General features: G+C 66.1%; 12 protein-coding genes. 6 read left to right on the forward strand and 6 right to left on the reverse strand.

Annotated elements, in window-relative coordinates:
• Positions 1 to 357: 357 nt before the first annotated feature.
• From IGW04_RS13845 to rfaE2, 3 genes are all read left to right on the forward strand, one after another.
• Positions 358 to 4,029, forward strand: a complete 3,672-nt coding sequence (locus tag IGW04_RS13845; protein ID WP_194713669.1) for a DUF748 domain-containing protein — start codon at positions 358 to 360, stop codon at positions 4,027 to 4,029.
• A gap of 310 nt (positions 4,030 to 4,339) precedes the next feature.
• Positions 4,340 to 5,197, forward strand: coding sequence for a ferritin-like domain-containing protein (locus tag IGW04_RS13850; protein ID WP_194713670.1), 858 nt, complete (start codon positions 4,340 to 4,342; stop codon positions 5,195 to 5,197).
• The gene (gene rfaE2 / locus IGW04_RS13855; protein ID WP_194713671.1) at positions 5,197 to 5,700 is read left to right on the forward strand and encodes a D-glycero-beta-D-manno-heptose 1-phosphate adenylyltransferase; all 504 of its coding nucleotides are present in this window, start codon (positions 5,197 to 5,199) and stop codon (positions 5,698 to 5,700) included. Before IGW04_RS13850 ends, rfaE2 begins: the two co-directional genes overlap by 1 nt.
• An 80-nt stretch (positions 5,701 to 5,780) precedes the next feature.
• Here rfaE2 and lysM read toward each other — a convergent pair whose 3' ends face one another.
• The 5 genes from lysM to IGW04_RS13880 form a co-directional block, all read right to left on the reverse strand.
• Entirely contained in the window at positions 5,781 to 6,302 is a 522-nt protein-coding gene (gene lysM / locus IGW04_RS13860) for a peptidoglycan-binding protein LysM (RefSeq protein ID WP_194713672.1), read from the reverse strand.
• A gap of 114 nt (positions 6,303 to 6,416) precedes the next feature.
• On the reverse strand, positions 6,417 to 7,184 hold the full coding sequence (locus IGW04_RS13865; RefSeq protein WP_194713673.1) for a BPSS1780 family membrane protein: 768 nt from the start codon (positions 7,182 to 7,184) through the stop codon (positions 6,417 to 6,419).
• On the reverse strand, positions 7,184 to 8,140 hold the full coding sequence (locus IGW04_RS13870; RefSeq protein ID WP_194713674.1) for a homoserine kinase: 957 nt from the start codon (positions 8,138 to 8,140) through the stop codon (positions 7,184 to 7,186). Before IGW04_RS13870 ends, IGW04_RS13865 begins: the two co-directional genes overlap by 1 nt.
• A 72-nt stretch (positions 8,141 to 8,212) precedes the next feature.
• Positions 8,213 to 8,623, reverse strand: coding sequence for a hypothetical protein (locus tag IGW04_RS13875; RefSeq protein WP_194713675.1), 411 nt, complete (start codon positions 8,621 to 8,623; stop codon positions 8,213 to 8,215).
• A gap of 127 nt (positions 8,624 to 8,750) precedes the next feature.
• A complete protein-coding gene (locus IGW04_RS13880; RefSeq protein ID WP_194713676.1) occupies positions 8,751 to 9,488 on the reverse strand; it encodes an LOG family protein in 738 nt (245 codons plus the stop codon).
• Here IGW04_RS13880 and polA point away from each other — a divergent pair, their 5' ends adjacent.
• The 3 genes from polA (at position 9,489) to IGW04_RS13895 (ending at position 14,174) form a co-directional block, all read left to right on the forward strand.
• Entirely contained in the window at positions 9,489 to 12,260 is a 2,772-nt protein-coding gene (gene polA, locus IGW04_RS13885; RefSeq protein ID WP_194713677.1) for a DNA polymerase I, read from the forward strand.
• 135 nt (positions 12,261 to 12,395) lie between these two features.
• Positions 12,396 to 13,280 carry a dienelactone hydrolase family protein gene (locus IGW04_RS13890; protein ID WP_194713678.1) on the forward strand — a complete coding sequence of 295 codons (885 nt, stop codon included), beginning with the start codon at positions 12,396 to 12,398 and terminating at the stop codon, positions 13,278 to 13,280.
• 129 nt (positions 13,281 to 13,409) lie between these two features.
• Positions 13,410 to 14,174 (forward strand): ZIP family metal transporter, encoded by a 765-nt coding sequence (locus IGW04_RS13895; RefSeq protein ID WP_194713698.1) that lies wholly within the window; start codon positions 13,410 to 13,412, stop codon positions 14,172 to 14,174.
• Between the two features lie 205 nt (positions 14,175 to 14,379).
• Here the strand turns inward: IGW04_RS13895 and IGW04_RS13900 are convergent, their stop codons facing one another.
• The gene (locus IGW04_RS13900; protein ID WP_194713679.1) at positions 14,380 to 15,225 is read right to left on the reverse strand and encodes a sulfurtransferase; all 846 of its coding nucleotides are present in this window, start codon (positions 15,223 to 15,225) and stop codon (positions 14,380 to 14,382) included.
• Position 15,226 lies beyond the last annotated feature (1 nt).

Raw genomic sequence — 15,226 nt, forward strand, 5'->3', positions numbered from 1 at the left:
GAAGCGATTATGCAAAGCGCGCTGGCAAGGCGACGACGCGCGCCGCATGCAAGGATAAGCCTCGCTTGGTAACCCGGTTACGTCGATGCGCAGGAACAGGCAGACATGCCTTGAAACGCCCACAAGCCATCGACATGCCGGGCGCCTATGCCACATACGGTCCGGGCAGCAAGCCATGCGCCATGACAACCATGCCCGACCTGATCAGCTTGCGCGGCATGGCTCCGGCCCCAAAGGCTTCCCGTGCAATGCGGCGACCTTTTTTCAACCCCATACCCCCACCCATTCGGTCTACAATCCCGGTTCTGCGCACCGTCGAGTGCGGATGCCGGATGCATGTTCGTCACACAATAAAAAATGAAATCCCAGCAAAACAAGCATGGACGCCTGGCCAGCATTGCCGGCAGCAAACCGGTACTGGCAGTCGGGGCGCTTGCGCTGACCTATCTGGCGGGCGGCCTGTTCATCGTCCCGGCGCTGCTCAAGTGGCAGCTGCCCGAGCAGGCTCAAAGCCGGCTGGGCGCCACGCTGAGCCTGGGACATGTCTATTTCAATCCGCTGACGCTGACGCTCGAAATGGGCGACGTCAGCCTGCGCACAGTGCGCGAAGGCACATTGCTGGCCGCCGACAAGCTGCGTGCCGACTTCGAATTCTCCAGCCTGTTCCGCCGCGCCTGGACCTTTACCGACATCCAGCTCGAACAACCCAGCCTGCGCATCGAATTCGACAAGGACGGCGGACTCAACCTGCAGCCGCTGCTGGCTGCGCTGAAGCGGCCCGACGCCAAACCGGAACAGGCGCCGGCACGGCTGCTGGTGCGGCATCTGGGCGTGAAGAACGGCCGGGTCGACGTGGCTGACCAGCGCCTGGAGCAGCAGCTCATCGCCCGCATCAATCCGATCACGCTGGAGGCGACGGATATCGGCACGCTGGCGCCGGACAGCGGCAACTGGCAGCTGTCGGCGCGCAGCGAGGCCGGCGAGGTGCTGCGCGCCGGCGGCACGCTCGGGCTGCAGCCGTTCTCGCTGAATGGCAACCTCGACCTGGCCGGCCTGCAGGCGGGCACCCTGGCGCGCGGGCTGCACACCCGGCTGCGCCTGAGCGATGTGGCAGGCACGCTGGGCCTGTCGGGCAAGTACAGCGCGGCCATCAAGGATGGCGCGCTGCATGCGGCGCTGGAACAGCTTGAACTGACCCTGGCCGGCTTTGCCGCCACCGCGCAAGGCCGGGCCATCGCGCTGGAATCGGGCCGGCTGGCCCTGCCGCGGGCGCAGTGGTCGCCGGGGACGAACGGCATGCAGCTGATCCTGACCGGGCCCGCGCTGACGCTGGGCGCCGCCAGCCTGTCCAGCGGCGCCGACCGGCTGCAGTTGCCCGAGGCCAGCCTGGGCATGCGGCAGCTGCTGGCCAGTGTCGGCGACGCCACCGCGCTGACGCTGGACGATACCGCGCTTGCATTGCCGCGCCTGCAATGGAAACAGGCCGGCGGCGACATCGACGCGGCCGCGCCATCGCTGAAACTCGACCGGCTTGCGCTGCGCATGTCGGCAGGCGCGCTGGAGGCGCAGGCCGAGGGCGCCGCGCTGTCGCTGGCCAGCCTGGCGCAGCGGGCCGCCGGCCAGGCGGTGCGCACCGGCGCCGTCAGCCTGACGTCGCGCCAGATCCGGTCCGGCCGCAAGCAAGGCGACAAGGCGGTCTTGTCGGCGCAGATGCTGGCGACCCGGCTGGAAGCGGCCGGCGTTGCCGTCGGCGCGGCCGGACGCCAGGGCGCGCTCTACAGCCTGGCCCAGGGCAGCAGCGCGGCCGACACGCTGACCCTGTCCCTGCCCGCGTCCGGACCGGATGTCAGCGCCGACGGCCTGTCGGCAAGCCTGAAGAAGCTGGTGGTCAACGAGGCGCGGCAAGCCGGCGAACTGGCGCATGCGGACGATGTGCAGCTCAAGGGCGCGAAGGTGCGGCTGGGCGAGCGCCGGCTCGATCTCGGCAGCCTGGCGCTGGCCGGCGGCGCCGCCCAGGTGCGCTTCGACAAGGATGGCAGCCTGAACTGGACCGGACCGGCAACGTCCGCACCTGCAACTGACCCAGCCCGTCAGCCGGATCAGAAGTCCGCGGCCAGGTCCGCCAAGTCCACCAAACCCGTTAAGCCTGTCGAGCGCGCCAGGCCGGCCCGGCCCGGCAACGCGCCCGCCGCAACGCCCTGGCGCGTCACCGCCAGCAAGCTGGCCCTGCGCGATTTCAGCCTGGCCTATGCCGATGCGCGCCAGGAACCGCCGCTGGCGTTCAAGGTGGACGACATCGCCGCCACCATGAGCGAGTTCGATACCGGCGCCCCGGGCCCGGCGCGGCTGCAGCTATCCGGCCGCAGCGGCGGCGGCACGCTGCAGGCCGAAGGAAGCATCTCCCTGTCCAGTGGCGCCGGCGACCTCGGCATCCGCGCCGCCGGCCTGCCGCTGGCGATGCTGCAGCCCTACCTGACCGAAGCGGCGAGGCTGACGCTGACCGGCGGCACCCTGTCCGGCGCCGGCCGGCTGCGCTTTGGCGATGCGCAGGGTCCGAAGCTGGCTTACACCGGCACCGCATCGCTGGACAAGGTGGCAATCGAGGAAACCGCGCCGCGCCGGCACTTCATGTCCTGGGATGCGGTGGCCGCCAGCGACATGCGGCTGACGCTCTCGCCGAACCGGCTCGACATCGGCCAGCTGCGCATCGCCGGCCCGGTCGCCGAGCTGATCATTGCCGAAGACCAGAGCGTGAACCTGGCGCGCGTATTCAAGCGCAAGCCGGAAGCCGGCGGCCAGGCTGCGGCGGCGAAAGGCGGGAATGCGCCTGCCGCGCCAGGCCAGGAGGGCGACGCCTTCCCGGTGTCGATAGCCCGGCTGCGGGTGGAGCGCGGCGTGCTGACCTTTGCCGACTTCAGCCAGCAGCCGCAGTTCAGCACACGCATGCACCATCTGCAGGGCGTGATGACCGGCCTGTCGAGCGCGCCGGGCAGCCGCGCCCGGCTGCAGTTCAATGCCGCCATCGCCGACTATGGCGACGCCCGCATCGAGGGCAGCATGAATCCGTTCAAGCCGGCCTACGCCACCGACGTGCGCATGAACTTCCGCAATGTCGACCTGTCCGCGCTCACGCCCTATGTGGTGCGCTTTGCCGGCTACCGGGTCAGCGCCGGCACGCTGTCGATGGACCTGCGCTACCAGGTCAAGGAAAGCCGGCTGGTGGGAGACAACCGCTTCGTGCTCAACAAGGTGCAGCTGGGGGAAAAGGTGGACAGCCCGACCGCGATGGACCTGCCGCTGAAGCTGGCGCTGTCGCTGCTGGAAGACGAGAACGGCATCATCAATATCGGCGTGCCGGTCACGGGCGACCTGCAGAATCCGCAGTTCAGCTTCGGCGCGGTGGCGCGCCGCGCGATCGGCAATGTGCTGCGCAGCGTGGTCACCGCGCCGTTTCGCGCGCTTGCTTCGCTGTTTGGCGGCAGCGGCGAGAAGCTCGATACGATTGCCTTCGACGCCGGCAGCGCGGAACTGGCGCCGCCCGAGCAGGAGAAGCTGGCCAAGCTGGGCCAAGGCCTGGCCAAACGGCCCAATGTACGGCTCGTGGTGCACCCGGCCGTGGATGCCGGGCAGGACGCGCAGGCGCTGCGTTCGGTGGAGGCGCGGCGCGTGCTGCTGGCGCGCATGGGCGTGCGCCTGGCGCCAGGCGAAGATCCGGGCCCGATCGACACCGCCAGCGTCGCCGCGCAGAAAGCCATTGCCGCCATGTATGCAGAACGCTATCCCGGCCCCTTGCCCAAACCGCCGGCCGACCAGGCGGCCGACGCCTGGTATGGGCAACTGCTGGACAAGGTGATTGCCGCGCAGCCACTGCCGGAGGATGCGCTGGCGCGCCTGAGCCAGGCGCGCGGCGCCGCGGTGCGGCAGCAGCTGGAACAGGCGGCGTTGCCGGCGCAGCGGGTGGCGCTGGGCAACGCGGACGAATCCGCCTCGGACGGCACGGCAACCCGGCTGGAGCTGGCGCCGCTGTAGCGGCTGCAGGGGTCGCGATGGCGTGGGTGGAATACCCCGAAGGGGCGTTTCACCGGACTCTCGGTCGCGGCTACGCACGATCTTTGCCCATTGTTCAACCGCCCACGGTGCAATGCCCTTTGGGTATTGCACCCTATAAAGTATCCGGGCCTTGTTCACGGGCATCTTAATCCTGCTTCATTGTAAGAAACAATCCTTGACACACTATCGAAGCTGGTTGAGGAAAAGCTACGAATCGTGCCAGCAGGATGCGTCAAATGAGCATTTCTTGGTAAAATCAAAGGCTTATTTCATCCAACGAAAGCTTCTCATGTTGTACCCAGAACTGTTTAAATCGCTCGAGCAGGTGCGCTGGAGCATGGATCGCGACATTCCGTGGGATCAATTCGATGGCAGCAAGCTGACTGACGAGCAGGCGCAGACCATCAAGATGAATGCGATCACCGAATGGTCCGCGCTGCCGGCAACTGAAATGTTTTTGCGTGACAACCGCGGCGACAGCGACTTCTGCGCCTTCATGTCGGTCTGGTTTTTCGAAGAGCAGAAGCATTCGCTGGTGCTGATGGAATATTTGCGCCGCTTCCGCCCGGAACTGGTGCCGACCGAGGAAGAGCTGCACAACGTGCGTTTCGAGTTCGACCCGGCGCCGCCGCTGGAAACCCTGATGATGCACTTCTGCGGCGAAATCCGCCTCAATCACTGGTACCGCTGCGCCTCCGAATGGCATAGCGAGCCGGTGATCAAGAACATCTACAAGGTCATCAGCCAGGACGAGGCGCGCCATGGCGGCGCCTACCTGCGCTACATGAAGAAGGCGCTGGTTGAACACGGCGATGTCGCGCGTGCCGCCTTCGCCAAGATCGGCGTGCTGATGGCGTCGGCCCGCCGCACCGAGAAGCCGCTGCACCCGACCAACCTGCATGTGAACCAGGCGCTGTTCCCCAACGACACGGTGCAAAGCCGCCTGCCGGACCCGGAATGGCTGGAAGCCTGGCTGGACAACCAGATCCGCTTCGATGCCGAATGGGAAAAGAAGGTGGTCGACCGCATCCTGCACAATATGGCGCTGCTGTTCGACCGGCCGTTCGCCACCGTGCAGGAACTCAATCGCTATCGCAAGGAAGTTGCCGGCCGCCTGGCTGCCGAGGCAGCGCCGCAGGACGCCTGATGACGGTGCCGCCGCTGCCTGCCGCCACGCCCGATTTCGAGCGCAAGCTCTGCTCCCGGGCGGAACTGGCGGCGCGGGTGGCGCAGCTGCCCAAGCCGGTGGTGCTGACCAATGGCGTGTTCGATATCCTGCATCGCGGCCATGTGACCTACTTGTCCCAGGCCAGGAGCCTGGGCGCCTCGCTGGTGGTGGCGGTCAATACCGATGCGTCGGTCAAGCGCCTGGGCAAGGGCGACGACCGGCCGCTCAACCAGTGTGAAGACCGCATGGCCTTGCTGGCGGCGCTGGAGTCGGTAAGCCTGGCCGTGCCCTTCGACGACGACACGGCGCTGGAGACGGTGCTGCTGGCGCGTCCCGACATCTATGTGAAGGGCGGCGACTACGACATGGCCGCCATTCCGGAAGGCCAGGCCGTGCTAGCCTACGGCGGCCAGGCGGTGGCGATCGAATTCCGCCATGACCGTTCCACCACCAAGCTGCTGGAAAAGGTCAGGCGCGGCTGAGCCGGCGATAACGGAACAGCTGAAACGAAACGGGACGCAATGCGTTTATTCGCATCGCGCCCCGCTTTTCATTCCGGCTCTCAGGCCTGCGGCGGAATGCGCAGCATCTGGCCCGGATAGATCTTGTCCGGGCTGGTCAGCATCGGCTTGTTGGCCTCGAAGATCGCGTTGTACTTGTTGGCGTCGCCATACATCTGCTTGGAAATCTTCGACAGCGTGTCGCCGCTGACCACGGTGTAGTACTTGGCTTCCGGCGCCGGCGTCGCCACCGTCATCTGGTCATCCACATGCTCGACGGAATGGATGTTGCCGCAGCAGAGCACCACTTTTTCCTTTGTTGCCTGGTCCTTGGCCTGGCCGCTTACGGTGGCCGTGGCGCTGGCGCCGTCGAACTTCACCTGCAGGTTTTCCACCGGCAGGTTCTGCGTCTTGATGTAGGTGAGGATGGCATTGGCCGCCGTATCGTTCAGGGCGGCGACTTCAGCCTGGGTCGGGGGCGCGGCCGGCGAAGGCGCGGCTGCCGGGGTGGCTGCCTTGGCGTCATTGCCGCCGAGATTGAACAGTTTCTGGCCTGCTTCCTTGACGAACGATAAAAGTCCCACGTCGTGCTCCTTTTCTTTGATGAATGGCTTTCCCGTGCGGGGAAAAATCAAAGCTCAGGGTAACCGCTGGCTGTCATCCCATCGGTGCGATGTCGCACATTGCGTATCCATTAACTAAGCCGCGTCGGCCGGTCGGCCGAATACCGTGGTGTAGCTGGGGTAGAAGGAACAGTACATCACCACCGTCAGCACCATGGACAGCGGCAGCAGCACCACGACCATCAGCGTCGGCGAGCCGGTGATCCAGCCCAGCACGGTGCTGAGCAACAGCGGGAACAGCACGCCCAGCAGGCCCCAGCCCAGGCCGTACAGCAGGAAGGCGCGGCCTGCGCGGCGCACCGCGTGGAAGCTGTAGAAGAGCGCCTTGACGATGCCCATGTCCTGCCAGGCAATCAGCGGCGCGGCATACCAGAACGCCATCGCGGCCGGGACATAGAGAAGGCCCGACACCAGCATCGCCAGGCGGATGTTGGAATGCCGCATCGTTTCGACGTCCACCCTGGCGCTGCCCGCCATCACCTTCCAGAACACGCCGCCATCGACCAGGGTGGAGGCGCCTATGGCCAGCGCGGCGGCGCAGACGTACAGCAGGCCGAGCCAGAGCAGGCGCGACAATCCCGCGGACCGGAAGCCGGTCAGGAGCAGATTGGGATAGACCCGCTGGCCTTTCTCGATCTTCACGCAGGCCTGCATGAAGGCCATGGAAAACACCGGTATCAGCAGCAGCGGCAATACCTGCCCCACCACCGGGATGATGGGCAGGATCATCATCAGGAACATATAGCTCAGGAACAGCGTGGACATCTCCGCCGGCTGTTTGCGAAACAGCGCGAAGCCCTGCTTGATCCATTGCCACCCCGTGGCTGCCGGCAATTTTTCCATCAGAAGAGCGGCGGCACCGGCTGGCTGATGCGTTCGCGCAGGATGCGCTCGAAATGGCCGGGGTCATGCGGCGTCAGCATCTCCGCTTCGCGCGGCAGGTGGAAGTCGTACAGGCGAGACAGCCAGAAGCGCAGCGCGCCGGCGCGCAGCATCGGCCGCCAGGCATCCTTCTCGTCGTCTGTGAAAGGGCGCACCGCATGGTAGGCCGCCAGCAGCGCGCGCACCCGGGCCGGGTCGAGCGCGCCGCTGACCTCGTCGATGCACCAGTCATTGACGGTGACGGCGACATCGAACAGCCAGGTGTCGACGCCGGCGAAGTAGAAGTCGAAGAAGCCGGTCAGGCGCTCGCCGTCGAACATCACGTTGTTGCGGAAAAGGTCGGCATGGATGGGGCCGCGCGGCAGGCGGTGAGCGGCTTCCGTGCTGGCGAAGGTTTCCTGGAAATGCATCTCGGCGCGCAAAAGGTGCTGGCCGGCATCGGGCAGGTAGGGCAGCACGACGGGCGTGGTCTCGTTCCACCAGTCCAGGCCGCGCAGGTTGGGCTGGCGGATGCCGAAGTCGGCGGCGGCCAGGTGCATCTTCGCCAGCATCGCGCCCACTTCGGCGCAATGCACCGGATGCGGCGCCATCTGGCAGGCGCCTTCCAGCCGGGTGACGATGGAGGCCGGCTTGCCGTGCAGCGTGCCCATCAGCTCGCCGTCGCGGTTGGCCAGCGGCAGCGGCGCCAGCACGCCCCGCTCGGCGATATGGCGCATCAGCTTCAGATAGAAGGGCAGCTGCTCGAAGGTCAGCTTTTCGAAGATCGTCAGCACATACTCGCCGCGCTCGGCGCTAAGGAAGAAATTGCTGTTCTCGATGCCGGAGGAAATGCCTTTCAACGCACGCACCTGGCCGATGTCGTACTGGGCCGCCCAGGGGGCGATGTCGTCTAGGGTAACCGGGGTGAAAACAGCCATGGGTAAGTAGGGTAGGAGTTGCGTGAAAAGCCCGCGGCGGCGCGGGCGGATGTTCTTGTGCCGGGCGGCGTATTACTTTGCCGGCGGCGCGGCGGGCGCGGCGGCCGGCTGTGCCTGCGGCTTCAGGTCCTCGGGACGCTGCAGATCGAATTCCTTGACCTTGAATTGCGGCGCCCGGTTGGTGCTGGTCTGGGCGTCGCCCGGCAGCGCGCTGCCGGCCGGATTGATCGGCTTGACCACATAGGTGCTGCGGCCGGTTCGCACCTCGACTTCGGTCACACGACCCTGCTCGCGCTTCTCCGTGATCGACTTCTCGGCCGGACCGCCGCCGGGAATGGTGACGGCCGGCGCATCGCCTTCCTCCAGCCGCTCCAGGCGCGGCGGCGGCGGCACGTCGGCGCGCTCGCGCGGCTGTTGGGCATGGGCCGGGATCACGGCGGCAAGAACCAGGGGAAGGGCAGTCAGCAGGATAGGGGTGCGCATGGAAATGGCTGGTCAGGTTGGTTGCGCTGCCAGCGGGCGGCGGCCTGGGAAGGGCCTGGGCATGTGGCATCGCGCGGTAGGCCGCATTGTAGCAAACCCGTCGTCCTCCCCGGCGCCGCTTTTGACCCTACAGCAGCGCGCCGCTGGATGCCGCCTCTTCTTCCGATGGCATTTCCTGCGCCTCGTAAAACGCGAAGATTGCCTCCACCACATTGGCCGGTTCATCGATCAGCTGCACCAGGTTCATGTCTTCCGCGGCGATCATGCCGTCGGCGACCAGGCGTTCCCGGAACCAGTCCAGAAGGCCGCGCCAGAAGCTGGTGCCGACCAGGATGATGGGAATGCGGCGCGACTTGCCGGTCTGGATCAGCACCAGCGCCTCGGTCAGCTCGTCGAGGGTGCCGAAGCCGCCCGGCAGCACGACGTAGGCGTCGGCATGCTTGACGAAGGCCACCTTGCGTGCAAAGAAGTGGCGGAAGGACAGGGAAATGTTCTGCCAGGTATTGGGCGTCTGCTCGCGCGGCAGCTGGATGTTCAGGCCGACCGATGGCGACAGCCCCTCGAAGGCGCCCTTGTTGGCGGCTTCCATGATGCCGGGGCCGCCGCCGGAGATCACCGCGAAGCCTTCGTCGGACAGACGGCGGGCGATGTCGACCGCCACCGCATACATCGGATCGTCCGGCGCAATCCGCGCCGAGCCGAACATGGACACCGCCGGGCGCAGTTCGGACAGCCGTTCTGCCGACTCGACAAACTCTGCCATAATCGTGAACATTTGCCACGACTCGCTGGCCTTCTGCGAGGTTGCGCGCGCCTTGTTGGTCACCTGCCGCAACTGCGGCACATTTTTCCTGTCTGCTCTCATATGAACAAAACCCTTTTGTTGGTTGATGGCTCGAGCTATCTGTACCGCGCGTTCCACGCTTTGCCCGACCTGCGCAACGCGCAGGGCGCGCCGACCGGCGCCATCTACGGCATCATCAACATGCTGCGCCGCCTGCGCAATGATTACCCGGCAGCATACATTGCCTGTATTTTCGACGCAAAAGGCAAGACCTTCCGCGACGATCTCTACGCCGAGTACAAGGCCAACCGCGCCTCGATGCCGGAAGACCTGGCGCGCCAGATCGAGCCGATCCACGAAGCGGTGCGCGCGATGGGCTGGCCCATCCTGATGATCGAAGGGATCGAGGCAGACGATGTGATCGGCACGCTGTCGGTCGATGCGGTGAAGCATGGCATGAAGGTGGTGGTGTCCACCGGCGACAAGGACCTGGCGCAGCTGGTCAACGAGGACGTCACGCTGATCAACACCATGAGTAACGAAACCCTGGACCGCGACGCCGTGGTCGCCAAGTTCGGCGTGCCGCCCGAGCGCATCGTCGACTACCTGTCGCTGGTGGGCGATACGGTCGACAACGTGCCGGGCGTGTCCAAGGTCGGCCCGAAGACGGCGGCCAAGTGGATCGCGCAGTACGGCTCGCTGGATGGCGTGATCGAAAACGCCGCCAAGGTCAGCGGCGCCGTGGGCGAGAACCTGCGCGCCGCGCTCGACTGGCTGCCGCAGGCGCGGGTGCTGGTGACGGTCAAGACCGACTGCGACCTGGTCGAGCAGCTGGTGACCTTCCCGGACGACCTGGCGCAAAAGCCGGAAGACAAGGTGGCGCTGCTGGACTTCTTCAAGCGCTACGGTTTCAAGACCTGGCTGCGCGAGCTCAGCGCCGAGCTGGGCGCCCAGGCTGGCGAAGGGCAGGGCGGCCTGTTCGATGCGCCGGCTTCGGCCGCCGCCGCCGCCGCAGGCACCGGCACCAAGGCGCCGGCGCCGCCGGTCCAGACCGTGTATGAAACCGTGATGACCGACGAACAGCTCGACAAATGGCTGGCCATCATCGACGCCGCCGCGCTGACTTCGCTCGACACCGAGACCACCTCGCTGGAGCCGATGCGGGCCGAGATGGTCGGCATCTCGCTGTGCTGCGAACCCGGCCTGGCGGCCTATATCCCGCTGGCGCACCGCTACCAGGATGCGCCGCAGCAGCTCGGCCGCGCGCATGTGCTGTCGCGCATGCGCGCCTGGCTGGAAAGCCCGGCCAAGCCCAAGCTGGGCCAGAACATGAAGTACGACAGCCATATCTTCGCCAACCATGGCATCGCGCTGCGCGGCGTGGTGCATGACACCCTGCTGCAGTCCTATGTGTTCGAGTCCCACCGCAACCACGACATGGACAGCCTGGCGCTGCGCCACCTGGAGCGCAAGACCATCAGCTTCACCGATGTCTGCGGCAAGGGCGCCTCGCAGATCTGCTTCGACCAGGTCGCGCTGGACCGCGCCACCGAATACGCGGCCGAGGACGCCGACGTGACGCTGCAGCTGCACCAGGCGATGTGGCCGCATGTGGCCGAGAGCGAGCAGCTGACCTATATCTATGAAAAGATCGAGCTGCCCACCTCCTTCGTTCTGCAGAAGGTCGAGCGCAACGGCGTGCTGATCGACTGCGAGCTGCTGGCGACGCAATCGGGCGAACTGGGCCGGCGCATGCTCGAGATCGAGCGCCAGGCCTATGAACTTGCCGGCCAGCCCTTCAACCTGAACTCGCCCAAGCAGATCGGCGAAATCTTCTTCGACAAGCTGAAGCTGCCGGTGGTGAAGAAGACGCCGTCCGGCACGCCATCGACCGACGAGGAGGTGCTGCAGAAGCTGGCCGAGGACTATCCGCTGCCCAAGGTGCTGCTGGACTACCGCAGCCTGTCCAAGCTGAAGTCCACCTATACCGACAAGCTGCCCAGGATGCTCAATCCCGACACCGGCCGGGTGCATACCAACTATGCGCAGGCGGTGGCGGTGACGGGCCGGCTGTCGTCCAATGAACCGAACCTGCAGAACATTCCGATCCGCACGGCCGAGGGCCGGCGCATTCGCGAAGCCTTCATCGCGCCGCCCGGCAGCGTGATCGTATCGGCCGACTATTCCCAGATCGAACTGCGCATCATGGCCCATCTGTCGGAAGACGAGGCGATGCTGCGCGCCTTCGCCGAAGGCGAGGACATCCACCGCGCCACCGCCGCCGAGATCTTCGCGCTGCCGCCGGCCGAGGTCAGCAGCGAGCAGCGCCGCTACGCCAAGGTGATCAACTTCGGCCTGATCTACGGCATGAGCGCCTTCGGCCTGGCCAGCAACCTGGGCGTGGAGCGGGCCGCGGCGCAGATGTATATCGAGAAGTACTTCCAGCGTTTCGTGGGCGTGAAGCGCTTCATGGACGAGACCCGCACCCGCGCCAAGCGCGACGGCTATGTGGAAACCGTGTTCGGCCGCCGCCTGTGGCTGCCCGAAATCAATTCGCCCAACGGCCCGCGCCGCCAGGGCGCCGAGCGCGCCGCGATCAATGCGCCGATGCAGGGCACCGCGGCCGACCTGATCAAGCTGTCGATGATCGCGGTGCAGGACTGGCTGGAAGCCGAGAAGATGTCCTCGCTGATGGTCATGCAGGTGCATGACGAACTGGTGCTGGAAGTGCGCGAGGATGAACTGGAGCGGGTGAAGACGCGGTTGCCGGAACTGATGGCTGGCGTGGCGGTACTGAAAGTGCCGCTGGTGGCCGAAGTGGGCGTGGGCCCGAACTGGGAACAGGCGCACTGAAAGCCCGCTGCAGCGATTCGGGATTGCCCATATCATGGCCAGCCCTGCCCGCATCCGATGCGGGCAGGGCTTTTTTCAGTGGCACCCAATCCCATCTTCAATCGCATCACTTCACATTGCACATGGAGCATATCGATGGACCGCATCAAGCAGGAACTGGACAGCCTCATCCCCGCAACGCCGCTTTCCGGCAGCATGGATCGCCGCGACTTCATCAAAACCGCGCTCGGCACCGGCTTTGCCGCCGCGGTGCTGCCGGTCTGCGCGCAGACCCAGATCAAGACCGACGCCAGCGGCCTGAAGGCAGGCACGGTCATGGTCAAGGTCAACGGCCAGGACGTGCCGGTGTATCGGGCGCAGCCCGAGGGCAAGTCCAATCTGCCGGTGGTGCTGGTGATCTCCGAAATCTTCGGCGTGCATGAACACATCGCCGACGTTGCCCGCCGCTTCGCCAGGGAAGGCTACCTGGCGCTGGCGCCCGACCTGTACGTGCGCCAGGGCGACCCTGCAGCCTATCCTGCGATTGCCGACCTGATGCGGGAAGTCGTCGCCAAGGTGCCCGACCAGCAGGTGATGACGGACCTGGACGCGGTGGTGGCCTGGGCCGGCGCCAACGGCGGCGACACGGGCAGGCTGGGCATCACCGGCTTCTGCTGGGGCGGCCGCATCACCTGGCTCTACAGCGCGCACAATCCGGCGGTCAAGGCGGGCGTGGCCTGGTACGGCCGGCTGGTGGGCGACAAGAACGCCAACCAGCCGCGTCACCCGGTCGACATCGCCGGCGAACTGAAGGCGCCGGTGCTGGGCCTGTATGGCGGCAAGGATGCCGGCATCCCGCTGGCGTCGGTCGAACAGATGAAGGCCGCCCTGGCCGAAGCGGGCAGCAAGTCCACGTTCGTGGTCTATCCCGGTTCCGGGCATGCCTTCCATGCGGATTACCGGCCCAGCTATGTCGAGGCGGATGCGAAGGATGGCTGGAAGCGCTGCCTGGCATGGCTGCGCCAGCATGGCGTGGCGTAAGGTGGCTTGGGCGGCTTGAGCGGATCGCGCTGAAGGCAGCGGCCGGGTTTGCCGAATCCCGGCCGCTGTGCTTTAATTCCGCGTCTCATCCCGCCGAGGTTCAAAATCAATCCCACGCTGCTCTCGATACTGCTTGCCACCACCATTGCTGGTGTCATCAGCATTTCGGCGGCCGCCGTCTTCTCGTTTTCGCTGCTGTCCAAGGTGGTCGACCGCATGGTCAGCCTGTCGGTCGGCATTCTGCTGTCGACCTCGCTGCTGCATGCGTTGCCCGAGGCATTCGAGTCCAAGGCCGATCCGCATACCCTGTTCGCCACGCTGCTGGCCGGCCTGCTCGGCTTTTTCCTGCTGGAGAAGATGGCGATCCTGCGCCATTCGCATCATTACGAGGGCGACGGCCACGGCCATGCCCATGGTCACGATGCGCACGAGGCCGGCAAGGCCGGCTGGATGATCCTGGTCGGCGACGGCCTGCACAACTTCACCGACGGCATCCTGATCGCCGCCGCCTTCCTGGCCGACCCCAAGCTGGGCCTGGTCACCGGGATCGCCATCATCGCCCATGAAATCCCGCAGGAAATCGGCGACTTCATCGTGCTGCTCAACGCCGGCTTTTCCCGTGCCCGTGCCTATGTCTACAATCTGCTGTGCAGCCTGATGGCCATCGTCGGCGGGTTGGTGGGTTATTTCACCCTGGAGCGTGGCATGGAGGCGATACCTTATGTGCTGGTGTTCGCTTCATCAGGCTTCATCTATATCGCCGTCAGCGACCTGATGCCGCAGATGCAGCGGCGGGCGACGGTGCGGGAGACCATACCGCAGGTGCTGCTCATTACGCTGGGCGTGGGGCTGGTGCTGTTTCTGACCAGTCAGACGCAGATGCATGGACATTGAGATGAGGCGACGGCGAGGATGCCAGCCGCGGTCGTAGGGTGCAATACCCGAAGGGCATTGCACCGCGGTCGCACACCGGGATGGCAATTTGCCGGACTTCCTCGATCGACCAATGGTGCAATGCCCCTGTGGGGTAGTGCACCCTGCGACCGACGCTGCACCTTATCCGCTTGAGGCATCGCCGTCACGGCTCGGTCAATCCCCGTCAGTCGCCGGTCGCCACCGGCCGCGCTGGATCCGAACACCATTCGCTCCACGATCCGGGATACAGCGCCGCACCCGGCATGCCCGCCACCTCCAGCGCCAGCAAGTTATGGCAGGCGGTGACGCCCGAGCCGCACTGCATCACCGACGATGCCGGCGACGCCACCAGCGCGCCCAGTTCCTGGCGTAGTTGCGCGGACGGCTTGAAGCGGCCGTCGGCCTGCAGGTTGTCCTTGAAGAATCGGTTCTTCGCGCCCGGGATGTGGCCGCCGACCGGGTCCAGGGTTTCGTTCTCGCCGCGGAAACGGTCCGGCGCGCGCGCATCCAGCACGGTCAGGCCCTGCTGGTTCAGGATATCGTCTGCGCCCACGCTGCGCACCAGCGCGGCACGGCGCTGCAGGTTGCCGCGGGAGCTTGCCGCCGGCTCGGTCGACAGGGGCATGCCCTGCGCAGTCCAGGCCGGCAGGCCGCCGTCCAGCACCGCCACGGCCTCATGGCCTGCCCAGCGCAGCATCCACCACAGGCGGGCGGCAAACATGCCGCCCTGGGCGTCATAGGCAATTACCTGGCTGTCGTCATTGATGCCCCAGCGACGCAGCGTCTCGACGAAGGCATCGGCGTCCGGCAGCGGATGCCGGCCGCGAAAGACGCCGCCGGGGCCGCGCGCATGGTCGGCCAGGTCGTGGTCCAGCGAGGCGAAGCGGGCGCCCGGAATGTGGCCGGCGTCATAGGCCTGCCTGCCGGACTGGGGATTGACCAGGTCGTGCCGGCAGTCCAGCACCACCCAGCCGGCTTGGGTGTACTGCTGCGCCAGGTCGGCGGCGGAAATCAGGGTGGTATAGGCCATG

The sequence above is a fragment of the Noviherbaspirillum soli genome (assembly GCF_015352955.1).
Classification (GTDB): domain Bacteria; phylum Pseudomonadota; class Gammaproteobacteria; order Burkholderiales; family Burkholderiaceae_D; genus Noviherbaspirillum_A; species Noviherbaspirillum_A soli.